Below are 18,839 nucleotides of genomic sequence, written 5' to 3' on the forward strand. Positions count from 1 at the left end.
AGTAGCGGCGGCCGGGGTAGCCCTCGGCGTACTTGTTGGTGAGGACCGAGCCCTGGGCCTCCATGACCGCGAGCGGCGCGAAGTTCTCCGAGGCGATCATCTCGAGCGTGGACTGCTGGCGGTGCAGCTCGGCGTCGACCGCGGCCGCGATCTCGGGATCGAGCTCGTGCAGGGACGTGTTCAAGACGGACATGCGACTACGACTCCTCAGCCGGCGGTGTAGGCGGTGTACTCGTCAGCGGAGAGCAGATCGTCCGGCTCGCCCGTGATGCGTACCTTGAACAGCCACCCGCCCTCGAAGGGGGCGGAGTTCACCAGCGCCGGGTCGTCGACGACGTCCTGGTTGACCTCGGTGATCTCACCGGAGACCGGGGCGTACAGCTCGCTGACCGACTTGGTCGACTCCAGCTCGCCGCAGGACTCGCCCGCGGCCACCGTGGCGCCGGCCTCCGGGAGCTGGACGAAGACCACGTCGCCGAGCGCGTTGGCCGCGTGCTCCGTGATGCCGACCGTCGAGACGCCGTCCTCGGCGACCGACAGCCACTCGTGCTCCTTGCTGTAGCGCAGCTGCTGGGGGTTGCTCATGGCCTGAATTCTCCTGTACGCGGGGGAGTGCTGATGAAGGGGGACGGTCCAGGGCACGGGTGAGCAGCGCGAATGTGCGCAGTGTCACTCGCGTCCGGGGCCCAGTGTCTACTTCTGGCGCTTGTAGAAGGGCAGCGCCACGACCTCGTACGGCTCGTGGCTGCCCCGGATGTCCACGCCCACGCCCGCAGCGCCCGGCGTGGCGTGCGCGGCGTCGACGTAGGCCATCGCGATCGGCTTGCCCAGCGTCGGGGACGGCGCCCCGGACGTGACCTCGCCGATCACCTCGCCGTTCGCCACGACCGCGTACCCGGCGCGCGGGACGCGGCGGCCCTCGGCGACCAGGCCGACCAGGACGCGCGGCGGCTGCCGCTCGGCCAGCGCGGCCGCCTCGGCGAGCGCCTCGCGCCCGACGAAGTCGCCCTCCTTCCCGAACTTCACCACGCGCCCGAGGCCCGCGTCGAAGGGGGTGAGGGAGAGGCTCAGCTCGTGCCCGTACAGCGGCATGCCCGCCTCCAGGCGCAGCGTGTCCCGGCAGGACAGACCGCAGGGGACCAGCCCGACGCCCTCGCCGGCCTTGGTCAGCGCCTGCCACAGCTCGACGGCGTGCTCCGGCTTCACGAACAGCTCGAAGCCGTCCTCGCCGGTGTAACCGGTGCGCGCGATGAGCGCGGGGACGCCGGCGACGGCGCCCGGCAGGCCGGCGTAGTACTTCAGGCCGTCGAGGTCGGCGTCGGTGACGGCCGCGAGGATGCCGGGGGACTGCGGCCCCTGGACGGCGATCAGGGCGTAGGCGTCGCGGTCGTCGCGGACCTCGACGTCGAAGCCCTCGGACCGCTCCACCAGGGCGTCCAGCACGACCTGGGCGTTGGAGGCGTTGGCGACGACCATGTACTCGGTCTCGGCCAGCCGGTACACGATCAGGTCGTCGAGGATGCCGCCGTCGGCCCGGCAGATCATCGTGTAGCGGGCCCGGCCGGAGTTGACGCCGCCGATGTCGCCCACCAGGGCGAAGTTCAGGAACTCGGCCGCCTGCGGGCCGGTCACCGTGATCTCGCCCATGTGCGAGAGGTCGAAGAGCCCGGCTCGGGTCCGCACGGCGAGATGCTCGTCGCGTTCGGAGCCGTAGCGCAGGGGCATGTCCCAGCCGGCGAAGTCGGTCATCGTCGCGCCGAGCGAGCGATGCAGGGCATCGAGCGCGGTGTGACGGGGTGCGGTGCTGCTCATCGGTCGTTCGTCTCCCAAGGCGACGTATGCCCCTCCCGCGCGGGCGGAGCCGGGCGGGGGGACGGCGAGGTCGTTCCTCCCCATCTGTCATCGGAACCTGAGAGGTTCGCCATGACCACCGCTGCGAGCGGGGGCGGGACATGGCTTGCACCGTGGGTGGGACCGCCGGCGACGGCGGCCCGCTTTTCAGATGTGCCTCGCCCGCGCGGTAACGGGGCCTGAGAGATTCAAGGGAGGGACTTGCTCCTTCGGCGCCCCAGCGGAACTGCTGCTGAGGACTCTCCCGCGCGGATTCAAACGGCCGGTATGCAGTTGGCGCGGCCATCATCGCACGGCCCGCCCCCGTCGCGGCAGGCCGGATCTGTAACCGGCTTGTGTCGCTACGCGCACGAAAACGCGAGGCGGCGCGCATTACCTTCTCTTTACGTGCGATGGGGATGAGTCATACCCGGCCCCAGGGGAGGACGATCACGGTGAAGAGGACGACCTCGGCGAGGACCACGGCCTTCGCGGCCGGCTCGGGGATCGCGCTGCCCGCGCAGCCCGGCGCCCGGACACGGGAGGCGTGCTCCCGGCAGTCCGCGCCGGTCGTCCGCGACCTGCGCGAGCGGGCCGGCCGCAGTCCGCACGGCCTGCTCTTCGGCCCGCGCGATCTGGTGGTCGTCACAGGGCTGCCCGGCAGCGGCAAGTCGACCCTGATGACGCGTGCGGTGGACGGCGTCCGCATCGACTCCCAGGACACCCGCGACCGCTGGGACGCCCGGATGCCCCGTGTGCTGCCCTACGCGCTCTACCGGCCGCTGGTCCGCCTCGCCCACTACGCCGGACTGCGCCGGGCCCTGCGCGGCGGCGGGGGCGTCGTGGTGCACGACTGCGGCGCCCAGGCCTGGGTCCGCGACTGGCTGGCGCGCGCGGCCCGCCGCCGCGGCGGCGCGCTGCACCTGCTCGTCCTCGACGTCGGCGCGGACACGGCCCTGCGAGGTCAGCGCGAGCGCGGCCGAGGCGTCTCGCGGTACGCCTTCCTGCGGCACCGCCGCGCCGCCGCCCGTCTGCTGAGCTCGGTGGAGAAGGGCCGGCTGCCCGAGGGGTGCGGCTCCGCGGTCCTGCTCGACCGGCCCGCCGCCGACGTCCTGCGGCGGATCGGCTTCACGGGCTGAGGCGCGTCCTCCCCCGGGCGTGGGCTCGTCGTCCCACGGGCAGAGGCGGCGCGGCCGACACCCGCTAGCCTTTCAGTCACAGCAGCAGAGTGAGCGGTTCTTAGCAGGCGGTAGGCAGATGGACTTCCCCCCGGCGGACTTCCCCGCGGACTTCCCGGCGCAGGCGCACCCCCATTCGCACGGCGGATGGCCCGGCAACGAGCTGGAGGAGGTGCTCTCCGCCTCCCTCGGCGTGCCGGGAGCCGGCGGCCGGATCGTGGAGGTGCTCGGCCGCAGCTTCGTCTGGGTGCCGCTCCCCGGCGGCGGCGGCCCGCACAGCGGCCCCCTCGACCTGCCCACGATGGAGCTCGACGGCCAGGTGTACGTGCCGGTCTTCAGCTCCGAGGAGCAGTTCCGCCAGGTCGTCGGCTCGCACATGTCGTTCACCGTCGCGCCGGCCGTGGAGTTCGCGCGGGGGCTGCCGCCGCAGGCGGGCATCCTCGTCAACCCCGACGGCGTGGTCGGCGTCCCGCTGCCGCCGGCCGCCGTGGCCGAGCTGTGCCGGGCCGGCCGCACTCCGCTGGACGGTCCGGCCGTCGGCGGCCGGGTCCGCCTCTACGAGCCGGACTGGCAGGACGACCCGATGGACTTCCTGGCCGCGGCCTCCGCGGAGTTCGAGGCCGTCGGCGTGGTGCGCACCGCCCGCCGCTGTCTGGCCGCGATCGAGACGGCGGACCCGGTGATGTTCGTGGGCGTCGAGCTCTCCCAGTGGGAGGGCGACCTGCGCGCACTCCCCCTGGAGGCCCTCGGCAGGGCCCTGACGACGGCGGCGGCGCCCTGGCCGGTCAACCTGGTGCTCCTCGACGTCGCCCAGGACCCGGTGGGCGACTGGATGCGGGAGCGGGTCCGCCCCTTCTACTCGAGGCTCCACTAGCCACAGGACCGGAGAGCGGGCCGCCCGACGGGGCGCCTGGCCCGCGCTCTCAACTGCTCGACCAGGCGGAGCGCCTAAGCTGGACTCCGACGCGGGGCAACTTCTCGAAGGGGCGATAAAAAGTGAGCGCTGGCACTGCCGCGACCGGCTCGGTCGAGCACATGCTGCGCCAGGTCACGCCCGGGCGCTACGACGCCTACGAGGCGCTCCTGCGCGCGCTCGCGACCCCCTCCTCGGGTCAGGTCTGGATGCTGCTGTGGCACGGGCAGGCCGGCTCCCCGGACGCCCAGTACGGAAACATGGAGGTCGAAGGGCACGGCTACGCGCCCTGTGTGACGTCCGCCCAGGAGCTCAGCGCGAGCGGCTGGAACCGCTCGTACGAGGTGGTCGACGGGCTGGACGTGGCCCGGACCCTCTACCCCGACCACTACGGCCTCTGGCTGAACCCGCACGCCCCCGGCGGCGGCGTCGGCATTCCCTGGCTGGATCTGCGCCGGATCGCCACCGGCCTGGAGCGGCAGCCCGCCGGCCCGCTCCGGCTGTCCGAGCCCGGCATCGAGATCCCGCAGTTCTACGCGCTGCTCGCGCAGAACGCCCACCGCGCCCAGGCGGTGCGCACGCTGCGCCGGGCCTGGGTGCAGCCGGCGCTGGGCGCGCCCTACCTGGCCATCGGGCTCGACGTGTACGACTCCTCCCCGGCGGCCGTGGAAGCCGTGCGGGCGATGATGCAGCAGTCCATCGGCGCGGTGCCGGACGGGCTGCCGGTCTCCACGGTCGCGATGACCGACGACTACGACCCCGTCGTGATGTGGATGCGCGCCAACGCCCGCCCCTTCTACGACCGTGAGGCGCACGCCCCGGCTCCGGCCCAGGGACCGGGCGGCGGCTACGGCTTCCCGGGCCCGCGTCCGTACTGATCCGCCGCCCGACTCCCGCCGCCTGCCGCGCGACGCCCGACACCCGACGCCGGGTGTGCGGAGTCCCGGCGTCCGGTATGCGGCGTCCGGGGTGCCGACGGTCACTCCCGGTCACGGACGCCCGGCCGCTGACCGTCCGTCAGACCCGCGCCGACGCGGGGCGTGTGGCCGCGTCAGCCGCCGGCCCCGCGCGCCGCCTCGCGCCGACGTCCTGAAGTGTTCCGGTTCTTCCGTGATGTGACGCCGGGCACACGGGACGGGCGCGCCGCCCTCTCCGGATGTCGGGGTGTGGCGTTCGGGTAACGGAATGTGCAGGTCGGCATCACGGTTACGCATACTTTCGCCGCGAGATCTGGCGTGTGATCGCGCATGCATTGAAGACTCGCCTCTCAGACGCGAGGTCGTCGATCCTGCGAGCGACTGCCCATCGGCAGCAATCCGGGGTCAACTGGACAGTTGGGCCGCACTCACCGGCGCCGGCCGCGTAGCAGGCAGTAAGCGAACCAAGCCGCCGACAGCGGCGGACAAAGGCCGGTCACCGCCGGCGAGAGGGGTCGGGTCACCGTGACCGCACCGATCGAGACCACCGGGTCGGCAACCGAGGTACAGCCTGAGGCTGTGCTCGCGGGTGTCGACAAGGGGCAGATCGAGGGCCGTTCCCTGGGGCAGATCGCCTGGTCCCGTTTCAAGAAGGACAAGGTGGCCGTGGCCGGCGGGGTCATCGTGATCCTGCTGATCGTGCTCGCGCTTCTCTCCCGTCCGATCCAGGCCCTGTTCGGTCTGGACCCCAACGCCTTCAACCAGGACCTCATCGACCCCAACACGTCGATCCCCACCGGCGACTTCGGCGGCATGAGCTGGGAGCACCCGCTCGGCGTGGACCCGAAGTTCGGGCGGGACATCGCCACCCGCATCCTGGAGGGCTCCTGGGTGTCGCTGGTCGTGGCCTTCGGGGCGACGATCCTGTCGAACACCATCGGCGCGGTCCTCGGCGTGGTGGCCGGCTACTACGGCGGGCGGGTCGACTCGATCATCAGTCGGCTGATGGACACGTTCCTCGCCTTCCCCCTCCTGCTCTTCGCCATCGCCATCTCCGCCACGCTGCAGGGCGGCGCGTTCGGCATGGAGGGACTGCCGCTCCACATCAGCGTCCTCATCTTCGTCATCGGCTTCTTCAACTGGCCCTACCTCGGACGCATCGTCCGGGGCCAGACGCTCGCCCTGCGGGAACGCGAGTTCGTGGACGCGTCGCGGGGGATGGGCGCCAAGGGGCCGTACATCCTGTTCCGGGAGCTGCTGCCCAACCTGGTCGGCCCGATCATCGTCTACTCGACGCTGCTCATCCCGACCAACATCCTCTTCGAGGCCAGCCTGAGCTTCCTGGGCGTCGGCATCCAGCCCCCGCAGGCGTCGTGGGGCGGCATGCTCAAGGAGGCGGTCACCTACTACCAGGTCGATCCGCAGTTCATGATCGTGCCCGGTCTCGCCATCTTCGTGACCGTGCTGGCGTTCAACCTGCTCGGCGACGGTCTCCGTGACGCTCTCGACCCGCGCAGCCGCTGACGTGCAGCCGCAGCGAGAGTCCGACAGATTTCCATCAACAAAGGGGAAGCAGACCATCATGCGAAGGTCAGGGCTGGCCGCGATTGCGGCCATCGGCAGTGTGAGCCTGTTGCTCGCCGGCTGCAGCAAGGCCGATGACAACACGGACAAGGACGGCGGCAAGTCCGCCGGGGCCGACGCGGCCACCAAGGGCGTCGTCAACGCCTCCACCCAGAAGGGTGGGACGGTCACGTACGAGTACTCCGACGTGCCGGACTCCTTCGACCCGGGTAACACGTACTACGCGTACATGTACAACCTCAGCCGCGTCTACGCGCGTCCGCTGATGACCTTCCAGCCCGGCGCGGGCGAGGAGGGCAACAAGCTGGTCCCCGACCTCGCGGCGAGCGCGGGCGTGCCCAGCGACGGCGGCAAGACCTGGACGTACAAGCTGCGGACGGGCCTGAAGTACCAGGACGGCACGGCGATCACGTCCAAGGACGTCAAGTACGCCGTCGAGCGCTCCAACTTCGCGCGTGACGTGCTGTCCCTCGGCCCGAACTACTTCCAGCAGCTCCTTGTGGGCGGCGAGGCGTACAAGGGTCCGTACAAGGACAAGAAGGGTCTCGCGTCCATCGAGACGCCGGACGACTCCACGATCGTCTTCAAGCTGAAGTCGGCGTTCCAGGAGTTCGACTACCTGGTCGCGACGCCGCAGACCGCGCCGGTGCCCGAGGCCAAGGACAAGGGCATCGACTACGTCAAGAACATCGTGTCCTCGGGCTCGTACAAGTTCGAGAGCTACGACGAGGGCAAGCAGGTCACCCTCGTCCGCAACGAGAACTGGGACCCGAAGACCGACCCGCTGCGCAAGCAGTACCCGGACAAGATCGTCGTCAAGCTGAAGGTCAACGCCGAGACGATCGACCAGGACGTCCAGGCCGGCGACGCGATCGACCTCGGCGGCACCGGCGTTCAGGCCGCGACGCAGGCGAAGGTCATCAACGACGCCGCGCTGAAGGCCAACACGGACAACACCTTCGGCGGCCGTCTCGTCTACCTGGCGATCAACACCAAGGTCGCGCCGTTCGACAACGTCGCCTGCCGCAAGGCCGTGCAGTACGCCGTCGACAAGGTCTCGGTGCAGACCGCCGAGGGCGGCCCGATCCGCGGTGACATCGCCACCACCGTCCTCCCGCCGGACATCCCGGGCTACGCGAAGGCGGACGTCTACGCGACCGACGGCAACAAGGGCGACGTCGCCAAGGCCAAGGAGCAGCTGAAGGCCTGCGGCAAGACGGCGATCACCACGAACATCACCGCGCGCAGCGACCGTCAGCCGGAGATCGACGCGGCCACCGCGATCATCGCCTCGCTGAAGAAGGTCGGCATCAACGCCAGCCTGAAGCAGTTCCCGTCGGGCAAGTACTTCACCGACTACGCGGGCGTCCCGGCGTTCAACAAGAAGAACAACGTCGGCCTGATGATGATGCAGTGGGGCGCCGACTGGCCGGGCGGCTACGGCTTCCTGCAGCAGATCCTGAACGGCGCCGCCATCGGCGCGTCCGGCAACACCAACCTGTCGGAGCTGAACGACCCCGAGGTCAACGCGAACCTCGCCAAGGCGATCGGCACGCAGGACGCGACCCAGCGCAACGCCATCTACACGCAGATCGACAAGAAGGTCATGGACGACGCGGCCCTCGTGCCGCTGACCTACTTCAAGGTCCTGCTGTACCGCCCGGCGAACTACACCAACCTGGTGTCGACGGCGGCCTTCAGCGGTCAGTACGACTACCTCAACATCGGCACGACCAAGAAGTAGCCCCGGAAGGCAGGTGAAGGCATTGGTGCCCGCGGGCTTCCCGGCCCGCGGGCACCAGGCCGATCCCCGTGATCTCGTACATCCTCCGTCGGACGTTCGCGGCAGTGATCCTGCTGCTGGTCGTCACCGCGGTGACCTTCGCCATCTTCTTCCTGCTGCCACGCCTCGCCGGCCAGACCGCCGACCAGATGGCACAGCAGTACATCGGGAAGAGCCCGTCGGCGGCGGACATCGCTGCGGTCAAGCGCAACCTCGGTCTGGACGACCCGGTCTACCTCCAGTACTGGCACTTCATCAAGGGTGTCGTGACCGGTGCCACCTACGACCTGGGGCCCACCACCGCGCACTGTGACGCGCCGTGCTTCGGGTACTCCTTCAAGACCCACGAGGCGGTCTGGCCGCAGCTCACCTCGCGCCTTCCGGTGACGGGTTCGCTGGCCGTCGGCGCCGCCCTGATGTGGCTGATCGGCGGTGTGGTCATCGGCGTGATCTCCGCGCTGAAGCCGCGCTCGATCTTCGACCGCACCTTCATGGGCATCGCGCTCGCCGGCGTGTCGCTTCCCATGTTCTTCACGGGCAGCCTGGCGATCCTGCTCTTCACCTACCAGATCCCGATCTTCGGCCGCACCTACGTGCCGTTCACCGAGAACCCGGCGCAGTGGGCCAACACGCTGTTCCCGGCGTGGTGTTCGCTCGCCCTGCTCTACTCCGCCATCTACGCGCGGCTCACCCGCTCGGGCATGCTGGAGACGATGAACGAGGACTTCATCCGCACGGCCCGCGCCAAGGGCCTGCGCGAGCGCAAGGTCGTCGCCCGGCACGGACTGCGGGCCGCGCTGACGCCGATCATCACGGTGTTCGGCATGGACGTCGGTCTGCTGCTCGGCGGCGCCCTGATCACCGAGTCCGTCTTCTCGCTGCACGGCGTCGGCGAGTACGCGGTGAAGGCCATCACGGACAACGACCTGCCGCCGATCCTCGGCGTCACGCTGCTCGCCGCCTTCTTCGTCGTCATCGCAAATCTTCTGGTGGACCTGCTCTACGCGGCCGCCGACCCGCGGGTGAGGCTCTCGTGACCGAACTGTCCAAGACCGGCGCCGCCGTGGGCGAGCCGACCGGCCCGTCCTCGAACAAGCCCGGCGCGTTCCTCGACGTGCGCGACCTCAAGGTGCACTTCCCGACCGACGACGGCCTGGTCAAGTCCGTCGACGGGCTCAGCTTCCAGGTGGAGAAGGGCAAGACCCTCAGCATCGTGGGCGAGTCCGGCTCCGGGAAGTCGGTCACCTCGCTGGCGATCATGGGTCTGCACCGGCTCGGCGCCCGCGGCAAGAACGTGCAGATGTCCGGCGAGATCTGGCTCGACGGCAAGGAGCTGGTCTCCGCCGACCCGGACGAGGTGCGCCGGCTGCGCGGCCGCGAGATGGCGATGATCTTCCAGGACCCGCTGTCCGCGATGCACCCGTACTACACGATCGGCAACCAGATCGTGGAGGCGTACCGCGTCCACCACGACGTCACCAAGAAGGCCGCCCGCGCGCGGGCGATCGAGATGCTCGACCGGGTCGGCATCCCGGAGCCGGCGAAGCGTGTGGACGGCTACCCGCACGAGTTCTCCGGCGGTATGCGCCAGCGCGCGATGATCGCCATGGCGCTGGTCAACAACCCCGAGCTGCTCATCGCGGACGAGCCGACCACCGCCCTGGACGTGACCGTCCAGGCGCAGATCCTGGACCTCATCCGGGATCTGCAGAAGGAGTTCGGCTCCGCGGTCGTCATCATCACCCACGACCTCGGCGTGGTCGCCGAGATCGCCGACGACGTCCTGGTGATGTACGGCGGCCGGTGCGTGGAGCGCGGCCCGGTCGACGAGATCTTCGAGAAGCCGCAGCACCCCTACACCTGGGGCCTGCTCGGCTCGATGCCGCGCATCGACCGTGAGACCTCCGAGCGGCTCATCCCGGTCAAGGGTCAGCCGCCGAGCCTCATCAACGTCCCCTCGGGCTGCGCCTTCCACCCCCGCTGCCCGTACGCGGACGTGCCCAAGGGTGATGTCACCCGCACCGTGCGCCCCGAGTTGCAGCAGGTCGGCGGCGGGCACTGGTCCGCCTGTCACCTCTCGTCGGAGGACCGTACGCGGATCTGGACCGAAGAGATTGCGCCGAAGCTGTGAGTGAGACGAAGAAGACGGACGCGGCCGCCCCGGTTCCGCCGCAGGCCTCCTCCCCCGAGGACCGCGAGGTGCTGCTCAGGGTCCAGGGCCTGCAGAAGCACTTCCCCATCCGCAAGGGCGTCCTGCAGCGTCAGGTCGGCGCGGTCAAGGCGGTCGACGGCATCGACTTCGAGGTGCGCAAGGGCGAGACCCTGGGCGTCGTCGGCGAGTCGGGCTGCGGAAAGTCGACCATGGGCCGGGTCATCACCCGGCTCGAGGAGCCGACCGGCGGCCGGATCCACTTCGAGGGCCAGGACATCACCCGGCTGAAGCCGTCCGCGATGCGCCCGCTGCGGCGGGACATCCAGATGATCTTCCAGGACCCGTACGGTTCCCTGAACCCGCGGCACACCATCGGCGGGATCGTCTCGGCGCCCTTCCGTCTCCAGGGCGTGGAGCCCGAGGGCGGCGTGAAGAAGGAGGTGCAGCGGCTGCTGGAGCTCGTGGGTCTGAGCCCCGAGCACTACAACCGCTACCCGCACGAATTCTCCGGCGGTCAGCGCCAGCGCATCGGCATCGCCCGTGCGCTCGCCCTCAAGCCGAAGCTCGTCGTGGCGGACGAGCCGGTCTCCGCGCTGGACGTGTCGATCCAGGCGCAGGTCGTCAACCTGATGGACGACCTCCAGCAGGAGCTCGGCCTGACCTACGTGATCATCGCGCACGACCTGTCCGTGGTGCGCCACGTCTCGGACCGCATCGCGGTGATGTACCTCGGCAAGATCGTCGAACTCGCCGACCGCACCTCGCTGTACAAGTCGCCGATGCACCCGTACACCAAGGCGCTCATGTCGGCGGTGCCGGTCCCGGACCCGCGGCGCCGGGGCGCCAAGAGCGAGCGCATCCTGCTCAAGGGCGACGTGCCCTCGCCGATCTCGCCGCCGAGCGGCTGCCGCTTCCACACCCGGTGCTGGAAGGCGACGCAGGTCTGCGCGACCCAGGAGCCCGTGCTCGTCGAGCTGCGGACGGGTCAGCAGGTGGCCTGCCACCACCCGGAGAACTTCGCGGACCAGGCCCCGCAGGACGTCGTCCTGCTGACCGCCGCGAAGGAGGCCGCGGAGCTGGTGGCCGACGAGGTGCTCGCCGAGTCGGCGGCGACCTCGGCGGCGGTGGCGGCGGAGATCGCCGACCACCCGGCGACCGAGACGGCAGAGGCGTCCGAGGCCCCCGAGTCGGCAGAGGTCTCGGAGGCGGCAGAGGTCTCGGAGGCGGAGGCCGCCGAGGCGGCGGAGACCGAGACCGCCGAAGAGGCCCCCGAGACGGCGAAGGGGCAGGAGGAGGCCGAGTCCTCCGCGGCGCCCGAGTCCTCCGCGGCGCCCGAGTCCTCCGAGGCGTCCCCGGCGTCCGAGGCGTCCCCGGCGTCCGACGGTGAGACGCCGTCCAAGGAGAAGTAAGCACCGCCAGATCGCAGCCCCCGCCTTGCAATGTAAGGCGGGGGTTGTCTGTTGGGTGACAATGTAAGGGTGCTCCAGCAGATCTTCAGTCCCTCCGTCCAGCACACCCTCGACCTGTTCGGCATCTTCGTGTTCGCCATCTCGGGGGCGCTGCTCGCCGTTCGCAAGAACTTCGACGTGTTCGGCATCGCCACGCTCGCCGAGGTCACCGCGCTCGGCGGCGGGCTGTTCCGGGACCTGGTCATCGGGGCGGTGCCGCCGGCCGCCTTCACCGACCTCGGATACTTCCTCACGCCGCTGATCGCCGCGCTGCTCGTCGTCTTCCTGCATCCGCAGGTGGAGCGGATCCAGACCGGCGTCAACGTCTTCGACGCGGCCGGCCTCGGCCTGTTCTGCGTCACCGGGACGACGAAAGCGTACGACTACGGGCTCGGCCTCACCGCGTCGGCCGCGCTGGGGCTCGCCACCGCTGTGGGCGGCGGTGTGCTGCGCGACGTGCTGGCCAACGAGGTGCCCTCGCTCCTGCGCTGGGACCGGGACCTGTACGCGGTCCCGGCGATCGTCGGCGCCGCCATGGTCGCGCTCTGCATCCGCTACGACGTGCTCACCCCGCTGGCCAGCGGGACGGCGGCCGTCACCGCCTTCGTGCTGCGGCTTCTGGCGATGAGGTTCCACTGGCGAGCGCCTCGTGCCTGGAATCGTCGCTCGACGGTGCGCGAGGAGTAGTCCCGCTCCCGCCGCCGACGACGGGGGTCTGCTGCATCTGCAGGGTCAGCCAGCGGAACGCCGGCACGACCTGCGGCCGCCACAGCGCCATGGAGTGGCCGCCCGCGCTCTTCGGGATGTACACGACGTGCACGGTCGTCGGCGCCTTCGCCTCCTTGCGCAGGGCCAGCGCCGCCTCGTAGCCGTCCTGCGGCTGACCGGAGAGGTACAGGGCCACGGCGGGCGGCACCACGGCCTTCCGCAGCAGCGCATAGGGGTTGTTGGCCCGGCGCAGCGAAGGAGTTTTGGCCGCGAGGGACTTGCGCTCGCCGATCGGGTCGCTGTACCCGGACAGGCTCACCGCGGCCCGGAAGCGGTCGGGGTGCGCGACGGCGAGCTTGGCCGCGCAGTGGGCTCCCGCCGAGTACCCGGCGACCGCCCAGCCCTTGGGCGCGGGCTGGGCCCGGAAGTTGTCCCTGACCATCTTCGGCACGTCGATGCTGAGCCAGCTGTCCGCGTTGACGACGTGCGGGACGTTGGCGCAGCCGGTGTCCACACCCGGCAGCAGCGTGGTGCGCGGTGCGACGAGGATGAACGGCGCGATCTCGCCCGAGCGCATCAGCGGCTCCAGCTGCTCGTGCACGTGCAGCGACCCGAACCAGGACTTGGGGGAGCCCGGGTAGCCGGGCAGCAGCTCCACCACGGGGAAGGAGCGGTGCGCGTAGGCGGGGTCGTGATACTGCGGGGGCAGCCAGACGTAGACCTCGGCGTTCACGCCCGAGACCTGACCCTCGAGCTGGGTGACGCGCACCCCGCCGGCCGCGTGCATCCCCGTCCCGTCCGCCCGCGCGAACTGCTGCTTGACCTTGGGCAGCCGGTCGAGCGCGATGCCGCCGGTGCCGTCGGCGCCCAGGTCGGCGGCCTGCTGCACATGGGTGCCGGTGCCCAGCAGGTCGCCCCAGGTGTCGTACAGGCTGTTGGCGTTGTTGACGAGGACGAAGACCAGGGCGACGGCGGTGCCCTGGGCGAACAGCAGCATCAGCATCCGGGCCGCGACGCGCAGCAGCCGCGGTCCGCGCATCCGCGACCACAGCAGCAGCGGCAGCGCGACGGCGAGCACGGACACGGCGATCAGGGTGTAGAGGAACGGAGTCCCGGTGAGGCTCATGTCCTTGCAGAGGGGAATAGGGGCGGCAAGGTTACGGACGAGTCGGGACACTTACCGAGAAATTTGCCGTCTCATGTCCTGTCTTCACCCTCCGCCCCACACAAAGCTACCGCTTAGTAATCACTTACTGTACCGTTCAGGCATGCCAGAAGCAGCTACCGCGGCGGCCGAGCGGGCCTCCGTCGACCCCGTCACGGCCTCGATCGGCGACAGCGAGTTCGACCGGGACACCGCGCTCACCCGACGGGCGCCCGGTGTCTACGACATCGACCTGTCGGCCGGCTGGACGATCATCAGCGCCGTCAACGGCGGCTATCTCCTCGCCGTCCTCGGCCGGGCCCTCGCGGACGCCCTGCCGCACGGCGATCCGTTCACGATCTCGGCCCACTACCTCACCGCGTCGCAGCCCGGCCCCGCGACCGTCCGCACGGAGGTCGTCCGCTCCGGCCGCACCCTGTCGACCGGCCAGGCCTCGCTCTTCCAGTACGACGAGAGCGGCGCCGAGGTCGAGCGGATCCGCGTCCTCGCCTCCTACGGCGACCTGGACGCGCTCCCGGACGACGTCCGCACCACGGCGAAGCCCCCGGCGATCCCGCCCCCCGAGCAGTGCTTCGGCCCCGAGGACGGACCGGCCCCGGTGGACGGCAGCTCCGCCATCACGGAGCGGCTGATGCTCAAGCTCGACCCGTCGACCCTCGGCTGGGCGCTCGGGCAGCCGTCCGGCAAGGGCGAGATGCGGGCCTGGTTCGGCCTGAAGGACGGCCGCGACCCCGACCCGCTCTCCCTGCTGCTGGCGGTGGACGCCCTGCCGCCGACCGCCTTCGAGATCGGTCTGCGCGGCTGGGTCCCCACGGTGGAGCTGACCGTCCACGTCCGCTGCCGTCCGGCTCCCGGACCGCTGCGCGTCTCCATCGTCACCCGCAACCTCGCGGGCGGCTTCCTCGAGGAGGACGCCGAGGTCTGGGACAGCGCGGACCGGCTGGTCGCCCAGTCGCGGCAGCTGGCGAGGGCCAGGCTCGGCTGAGCGGCGCCCCAGGCGGCCGCCCGTGTCACGGAGCTGTACCAGAGCCTCGTCGGCAAGCGGGCGGCCCCGTCGGTCGACTCCCAGGTCGAGGGCTTCTCTTGGGGGGCGCTTTGCCCGCCTCACAGGCGGCGGACAGTGGAGCCCCAAGAAAGCCCCAGGCGCCGTTGGTTGAGTGCCCGCCTCAGGTTCCCTCAACCGCTTGGAGCTGTCTCGATGAAGCGTGCGCCGATACCCGTCCGTCTCGTCCCCGCGGTGGCGCTGCTGGCGCTCTCGCCCCTCGCTCTGGCAGCCTGCGGCTCGGGTGACTCCTCCACCTCCGAAAGCGGCACTTCGGGGCAGCAGTCCTGTCGGGCGCCGTCCGGTGCCGCCTCCGCGATGCCGAGCGGGGCTCCGAGCGGGGCGCCGAGCGGGGCTCCGTCGGGTGCGCCGGCCGGCGCGGCGTCGGGGCGGCCGACGGGGGCCCCGACCGGCATGCCGACCGGCGTCCCTTCCGGCGCGCCGAGCGGCGCCCCGGGCGGCGGGGGTCAGGGCGGTCCCGGCGGCGGCTGCGGCGGCCCGGGCGGCGGTCAGGCCCCGCAGGCCCAGCAGCCCCAGTAGATCCGGCGGATCCACTGGACCCGGCGGGCCCAGCGGGCTCGGCAGCAGAGCTGACCGTCGGCACGGCACATCAGGGCGGCGCACCCGGGAACGGGAGCGCCGCCCCTGTGCGTCGCCGCCGGCGCTCAGTCCAGCCAGTGATGACGGCCGATGCTGATGAGCCGCATCTGACGGGTCGCCATCCTGGCGACCCGTTCGCGCTCCTCCGGTGAGGCCTCCAGGGACTCGAGGAACAGCGAGGCAGTGATGAGCATCTGGTCGACGTAGAGATGCGAGAGCATCAGCAGGTCGTCGTCGCTCCAGCCCTCGGCCTCGGAGTCCTTGGCCAGCTCGGCCTTCACCTCCTCGGCGAACCGGCCCAGTTGCTCCCGGATCGCCTCCCTCACCGGCTGCACCCCGCCGTGTCGCTCCCGCGCGATGAAACGGACGTGAGCGGGGTACGCGGTCACATGACCGGCTATCAACTCCACAGCGCGCGTGATGCGTTCGGCGCTGGTGTCGGCCGTGGTCACGGTGGTGCGGATCATCGGGTGCAGACTGCCCAGCGCCTCCTCGACCAGCGCCACGCCGAGATCCGCCGTGGAGCGGAAGTGCCGGTAGAAGGCCGTCGGGGCCACCCCGACGGCCCGGGTGACCTCACGCAGGCCCAGGCTGCTCAGGCTCTGCTCCTCGAGCAGCAGCAGGGCCGCGTCCAGGAGCGACTGCCGGGTCTTCTGCTTCTGTGCCTGCCGGATGCCGAGGGTGTGACTCATGTCATCCAGTTAACAACTGTTCTCCGTAATTGGAAAGCCGGGAGGCGCGCTAGACTCTGGAGTCAGTGAACAAGTGTAACCACAACTGTTCACCGAAACGTCACGAACGCGGCGCCACGCCGCCTCGAAGGGGGTTCGTCCCATGCTGTTCCTCGTCGCCGCACTGCTGCTGTTCGGCGTCGTCCTGGGCACCGTCGCCCACGCGCCGTTCGCCTTCACGCTCGTCGCCGGCGTGGTGATCGCCGCCTGGCTCGGCGTCTTCGCGCTCCGCGAGCGCCACGGCCGTCGGCGCACCTCGGCGCACTGACCCACCGACCCACCGGCATCCGGGACGCCGCCCGCCGACGCACCGGCTCGCCGCTCACCGACTCGCCGACCCGCTGATCGACTGATCCACAGGAGCTGACCGACCATGCACCTCACCGCACCGGCCACACGTCGCACCGGCGTCCGGGACGCCGACGGCATGGCCGTCGCGTCCTTCATCCTGGGCCTGCTGGGCCTGCTCGTCCTCAACGTCTTCCTCGGCCCGATCGCCGTGATCCTCGCGGCGGCAGCCCTCTGGCGCGGCACCGCCCGCCGCGGCCGCGCCTACCTCGGCCTCGCCCTGGGCGTCGCCGATCTGCTCGTCCTGGTCGCGTTCATGCAGGCGGACTCGACGGTCTCCTGGAGCTTCTGACCGCGAGGGCCGCACCTGCGAGCGAGAGGCGCCACCCGGTCCCCGTAGAATCGGGCCACCATGGCATACCTCGACCACGCCGCGACCACGCCGATGCTCCCCGAGGCGGTCGAGGCGCTCACCGCGCACCTGAGCATCACCGGTAACGCCTCCTCCCTCCACGCAGCAGGCCGGCAGGCCCGCCGCACGGTCGAGGAAGCCCGTGAGACCCTCGCGGAAGCGCTCGGCGCCCGCCCCAGCGAGGTCGTCCTCACCTCCGGCGGCACCGAGGCCGACAACCTCGCGGTCAAAGGCCTGTACTGGTCCCGCCGTGACGCCGACCCGGCCCGCACCCGTGTCCTGGCGAGCCCCGTGGAGCACCACGCCGTGCTCGACGCCGTGCACTGGCTCGGCGAGCACGAGGGCGCCACCGTCGAGTATCTGCCGGTCGACGCCGAGGGACGGGTCCACCCCGACGCCCTTCGCGACGCGATCGCACGCAATCCCGAGGACGTCGCCCTGGCCACCGTGATGTGGGCGAACAACGAGATCGGCACGATCCTGCCGGTCCGTGAACTGGCCGACGCGGCAGCCGAGTTCGACGTCCCGCTGCATGCCGACGCGGTGCAGGCCTTCGGCCAGGTCCCCGTCGACTTCGCCGCCTCCGGGCTCGCCGCCATGACGGTCTCCGGTCACAAGATCGGCGGCCCGTACGGGATCGGCGCCCTGCTGTTGGGCCGCGAGCACACCCCCGTCCCCGTCCTGCACGGCGGCGGGCAGGAACGCCATGTCCGCTCCGGCACCCTCGACGTCCCCGCGATCGCCTCCTTCGCGGTCGCCGGACGCCTCGCCGCCGAGCGGCGCGAGTGGTTCGCCCGTGAGGTCGGCGCGCTGCGCGACGCACTGATCGACGCCGTGCGCACGGCTGTCCCGGACGCGATCCTCGGCGGCGACCCCGTGGACCGGCTGCCGGCCAACGCGCACTTCACCTTTCCCGGCTGCGAGGGCGACTCGCTGCTGCTGCTGCTGGACGCCCAGGGCATCGAGTGCTCCACCGGCTCCGCCTGCACCGCCGGGGTCGCCCAGCCCAGCCATGTGCTGCTGGCCACCGGCGTCGACCCCGACCTGGCGCGCGGCACCCTGCGCTTCTCCCTCGGCCACACCTCCACCGAGGCCGATGTCGAAGCGGTGGCCAAGGCCATCGGCCCCGCGGTCGAGCGGGCCCGTGCGGCGGGGCTCACATGACCCCCGGCGACTGAGCCCCCTCGCGGCCCTGCCGCCCTACGCCCCCTCGGGTCCGGCCGTCCTGCTCCCCGCGGCCCTGCCGCCCTCGGCGTCGCCGAGTTTCGCCGCGTCCGCCGCGGCCGCGCGATGCCGGTCCGCCGTTCACGGCTGCAAGGGTGAGCGGCCCGGTCAGGTCCGGCGCCGGTCGTCGGCCGTCTGCGCCGCGGCGACGAGCCGCAGGTACCGCTCCCAGTCCCAGTGCTTGCCCGGATCGGTGTGGTCCGTGCCCGGCACCTCCACGTGCCCGATGATGTGCTCCCGGTCCACGGGTATGTCGTAGCGGCGGCAGACCGCGGCGGTCAGCCGGGCCGACGCGGCGTACATCACGTCCGTGAAGTCCTGCGGCCGGTCGACGAACCCCTCGTGCTCGATGCCCACACTGCGCTCGTTGTAGGAGCGGTTGCCCGCGTGGTACGCCACGTCCAGCTCGCGGACCATCTGCGTGACGCGGCCGTCCTTGGCGACGATGTAGTGCGCCGCCGCCCGGTGCCCCGGGTCCTCGAACGCCTTGACCGCGCTCCCCAGATCTCCCTGCGTGACATGGATGACGACCATGTCGATCCCGTAGTCGTCCGGCCGGTCCGCCCAGCGGAAGTTCGCCTCGGAGGCCGGCGTCCAGCGCGCGCCCCCGAAGTCGACCGCGCCCTCCACCCGCTGTTTGCGCACGCCGGGCAGCCGCCAGTACAGCCGCGTCAGCTCCTCACGCGCCAGAACGCCGACGCCGACGGCCGCCGCCGCGCCGCCGATCAGCAGCGCGCGCCGCCCGATCCGCCGGTCGGAGTCACCTCGTGTCGCCCCCATGACCCGTCCTTCCTCGGGCCCGGTCCGTCGGACAGGGCCGGTCCCTCGAGATCGTCAACGGATACTCGCGGGTCCGGGTTCCCG

At 71.1% G+C, this 18,839-nt stretch carries 18 protein-coding genes, 1 pseudogene and 2 riboswitches; of the genes and pseudogenes, 13 read left to right on the forward strand and 6 right to left on the reverse strand.

The features are described 5' to 3' along the window. The 3 genes and pseudogenes from ABT300_RS03700 to gcvT all read right to left on the reverse strand — a co-directional run. A pseudogene (locus ABT300_RS03700) lies at positions 1-193 on the reverse strand (serine hydroxymethyltransferase); the annotation flags it as partial. A gap of 14 nt (positions 194-207) precedes the next feature. Then, on the reverse strand, positions 208-585 hold the full coding sequence (gene gcvH, locus ABT300_RS03705; protein ID WP_057584871.1) for a glycine cleavage system protein GcvH: 378 nt from the start codon (positions 583-585) through the stop codon (positions 208-210). Positions 586-693: 108 nt separating this feature from the next. Further along, the gene (gcvT, locus tag ABT300_RS03710; protein WP_351671616.1) at positions 694-1,812 is read right to left on the reverse strand and encodes a glycine cleavage system aminomethyltransferase GcvT; all 1,119 of its coding nucleotides are present in this window, start codon (positions 1,810-1,812) and stop codon (positions 694-696) included. A gap of 74 nt (positions 1,813-1,886) precedes the next feature. Then, positions 1,887-2,008, reverse strand: a riboswitch (glycine riboswitch). Continuing rightward, a riboswitch (glycine riboswitch) is annotated at positions 2,009-2,108 on the reverse strand. A gap of 141 nt (positions 2,109-2,249) precedes the next feature. Between gcvT and ABT300_RS03715 the strand changes: the two genes are divergently transcribed. The 9 genes from ABT300_RS03715 to ABT300_RS03755 all read left to right on the forward strand — a co-directional run bounded on the left by ABT300_RS03715 (position 2,250) and on the right by ABT300_RS03755 (position 12,492). Further along, positions 2,250-2,969, forward strand: coding sequence for an AAA family ATPase (locus ABT300_RS03715; RefSeq protein ID WP_351671619.1), 720 nt, complete (start codon positions 2,250-2,252; stop codon positions 2,967-2,969). A gap of 118 nt (positions 2,970-3,087) precedes the next feature. Beyond that, positions 3,088-3,882 carry an enhanced serine sensitivity protein SseB gene (locus ABT300_RS03720; RefSeq protein WP_351671622.1) on the forward strand — a complete coding sequence of 265 codons (795 nt, stop codon included), beginning with the start codon at positions 3,088-3,090 and terminating at the stop codon, positions 3,880-3,882. 161 nt (positions 3,883-4,043) lie between these two features. Then, the gene (locus ABT300_RS03725; protein ID WP_351671802.1) at positions 4,044-4,799 is read left to right on the forward strand and encodes an enhanced serine sensitivity protein SseB C-terminal domain-containing protein; all 756 of its coding nucleotides are present in this window, start codon (positions 4,044-4,046) and stop codon (positions 4,797-4,799) included. Positions 4,800-5,363: 564 nt separating this feature from the next. Beyond that, positions 5,364-6,362 (forward strand): ABC transporter permease, encoded by a 999-nt coding sequence (locus tag ABT300_RS03730; RefSeq protein WP_351671625.1) that lies wholly within the window; start codon positions 5,364-5,366, stop codon positions 6,360-6,362. A gap of 58 nt (positions 6,363-6,420) precedes the next feature. After that, complete coding sequence (locus tag ABT300_RS03735) at positions 6,421-8,166, forward strand: ABC transporter substrate-binding protein (protein ID WP_351671628.1); 1,746 nt, start codon at positions 6,421-6,423, stop codon at positions 8,164-8,166. 68 nt (positions 8,167-8,234) lie between these two features. Beyond that, positions 8,235-9,242, forward strand: coding sequence for an ABC transporter permease (locus ABT300_RS03740; RefSeq protein WP_351671631.1), 1,008 nt, complete (start codon positions 8,235-8,237; stop codon positions 9,240-9,242). Beyond that, entirely contained in the window at positions 9,239-10,336 is a 1,098-nt protein-coding gene (locus ABT300_RS03745) for an ABC transporter ATP-binding protein (RefSeq protein WP_319277550.1), read from the forward strand. Before ABT300_RS03740 ends, ABT300_RS03745 begins: the two co-directional genes overlap by 4 nt. Further along, on the forward strand, positions 10,333-11,766 hold the full coding sequence (locus tag ABT300_RS03750) for an ABC transporter ATP-binding protein (RefSeq protein WP_351671635.1): 1,434 nt from the start codon (positions 10,333-10,335) through the stop codon (positions 11,764-11,766). Before ABT300_RS03745 ends, ABT300_RS03750 begins: the two co-directional genes overlap by 4 nt. Before the next feature lie 69 nt (positions 11,767-11,835). After that, complete coding sequence (locus tag ABT300_RS03755) at positions 11,836-12,492, forward strand: trimeric intracellular cation channel family protein (RefSeq protein ID WP_351671638.1); 657 nt, start codon at positions 11,836-11,838, stop codon at positions 12,490-12,492. Here the strand turns inward: ABT300_RS03755 and ABT300_RS03760 are convergent. Further along, the gene (locus ABT300_RS03760; protein ID WP_351671641.1) at positions 12,401-13,639 is read right to left on the reverse strand and encodes an alpha/beta hydrolase; all 1,239 of its coding nucleotides are present in this window, start codon (positions 13,637-13,639) and stop codon (positions 12,401-12,403) included. The two genes, ABT300_RS03755 and ABT300_RS03760, sit on opposite strands and share 92 nt — an antisense overlap. A gap of 142 nt (positions 13,640-13,781) precedes the next feature. Between ABT300_RS03760 and ABT300_RS03765 the strand changes: the two genes are divergently transcribed. Then, positions 13,782-14,663 (forward strand): thioesterase family protein, encoded by an 882-nt coding sequence (locus ABT300_RS03765; protein WP_351671644.1) that lies wholly within the window; start codon positions 13,782-13,784, stop codon positions 14,661-14,663. Positions 14,664-15,385: 722 nt separating this feature from the next. Here ABT300_RS03765 and ABT300_RS03770 read toward each other — a convergent pair. After that, positions 15,386-16,012, reverse strand: a complete 627-nt coding sequence (locus ABT300_RS03770) for a TetR family transcriptional regulator (protein WP_319277538.1) — start codon at positions 16,010-16,012, stop codon at positions 15,386-15,388. Positions 16,013-16,154: 142 nt separating this feature from the next. Between ABT300_RS03770 and ABT300_RS03775 the strand changes: the two genes are divergently transcribed. The 3 genes from ABT300_RS03775 to ABT300_RS03785 all read left to right on the forward strand — a co-directional run bounded on the left by ABT300_RS03775 (position 16,155) and on the right by ABT300_RS03785 (position 17,915). Beyond that, positions 16,155-16,319, forward strand: coding sequence for a hypothetical protein (locus tag ABT300_RS03775; RefSeq protein ID WP_319277535.1), 165 nt, complete (start codon positions 16,155-16,157; stop codon positions 16,317-16,319). A gap of 105 nt (positions 16,320-16,424) precedes the next feature. After that, positions 16,425-16,691, forward strand: coding sequence for a DUF4190 domain-containing protein (locus tag ABT300_RS03780; protein WP_266725844.1), 267 nt, complete (start codon positions 16,425-16,427; stop codon positions 16,689-16,691). 60 nt (positions 16,692-16,751) lie between these two features. Continuing rightward, on the forward strand, positions 16,752-17,915 hold the full coding sequence (locus ABT300_RS03785) for a cysteine desulfurase family protein (protein ID WP_351671649.1): 1,164 nt from the start codon (positions 16,752-16,754) through the stop codon (positions 17,913-17,915). A 168-nt stretch (positions 17,916-18,083) separates the two neighbouring features. Here ABT300_RS03785 and ABT300_RS03790 read toward each other — a convergent pair whose 3' ends face one another. After that, positions 18,084-18,755 carry an N-acetylmuramoyl-L-alanine amidase gene (locus ABT300_RS03790; RefSeq protein ID WP_351671652.1) on the reverse strand — a complete coding sequence of 224 codons (672 nt, stop codon included), beginning with the start codon at positions 18,753-18,755 and terminating at the stop codon, positions 18,084-18,086. Between the last annotated feature and the right edge of the window lie 84 nt (positions 18,756-18,839).

This window comes from Streptomyces sp. NPDC001027, from assembly GCF_040299045.1.
Taxonomy (GTDB): domain Bacteria; phylum Actinomycetota; class Actinomycetes; order Streptomycetales; family Streptomycetaceae; genus Streptomyces.

What these genes read in the sequence shown, in the direction of transcription:
- gcvH (WP_057584871.1), bottom strand. Translation starts at nt 585, where the DNA reads ATGAGCAACCCCCAGCAGCTGCGCTACAGCAAGGAGCACGAGTGGCTG.
- gcvT (WP_351671616.1), bottom strand. Translation starts at nt 1,812, where the DNA reads ATGAGCAGCACCGCACCCCGTCACACCGCGCTCGATGCCCTGCATCGC.
- ABT300_RS03715 (WP_351671619.1), top strand. Translation starts at nt 2,250, where the DNA reads ATGAGTCATACCCGGCCCCAGGGGAGGACGATCACGGTGAAGAGGACG.
- ABT300_RS03720 (WP_351671622.1), top strand. Translation starts at nt 3,088, where the DNA reads ATGGACTTCCCCCCGGCGGACTTCCCCGCGGACTTCCCGGCGCAGGCG.
- ABT300_RS03725 (WP_351671802.1), top strand. Translation starts at nt 4,044, where the DNA reads ATGCTGCGCCAGGTCACGCCCGGGCGCTACGACGCCTACGAGGCGCTC.
- ABT300_RS03735 (WP_351671628.1), top strand. Translation starts at nt 6,421, where the DNA reads ATGCGAAGGTCAGGGCTGGCCGCGATTGCGGCCATCGGCAGTGTGAGC.
- ABT300_RS03760 (WP_351671641.1), bottom strand. Translation starts at nt 13,639, where the DNA reads ATGAGCCTCACCGGGACTCCGTTCCTCTACACCCTGATCGCCGTGTCC.
- ABT300_RS03765 (WP_351671644.1), top strand. Translation starts at nt 13,782, where the DNA reads ATGCCAGAAGCAGCTACCGCGGCGGCCGAGCGGGCCTCCGTCGACCCC.
- ABT300_RS03770 (WP_319277538.1), bottom strand. Translation starts at nt 16,012, where the DNA reads ATGAGTCACACCCTCGGCATCCGGCAGGCACAGAAGCAGAAGACCCGG.
- ABT300_RS03775 (WP_319277535.1), top strand. Translation starts at nt 16,155, where the DNA reads ATGCTGTTCCTCGTCGCCGCACTGCTGCTGTTCGGCGTCGTCCTGGGC.
- ABT300_RS03780 (WP_266725844.1), top strand. Translation starts at nt 16,425, where the DNA reads ATGCACCTCACCGCACCGGCCACACGTCGCACCGGCGTCCGGGACGCC.
- ABT300_RS03785 (WP_351671649.1), top strand. Translation starts at nt 16,752, where the DNA reads ATGGCATACCTCGACCACGCCGCGACCACGCCGATGCTCCCCGAGGCG.
- ABT300_RS03790 (WP_351671652.1), bottom strand. Translation starts at nt 18,755, where the DNA reads ATGGGGGCGACACGAGGTGACTCCGACCGGCGGATCGGGCGGCGCGCG.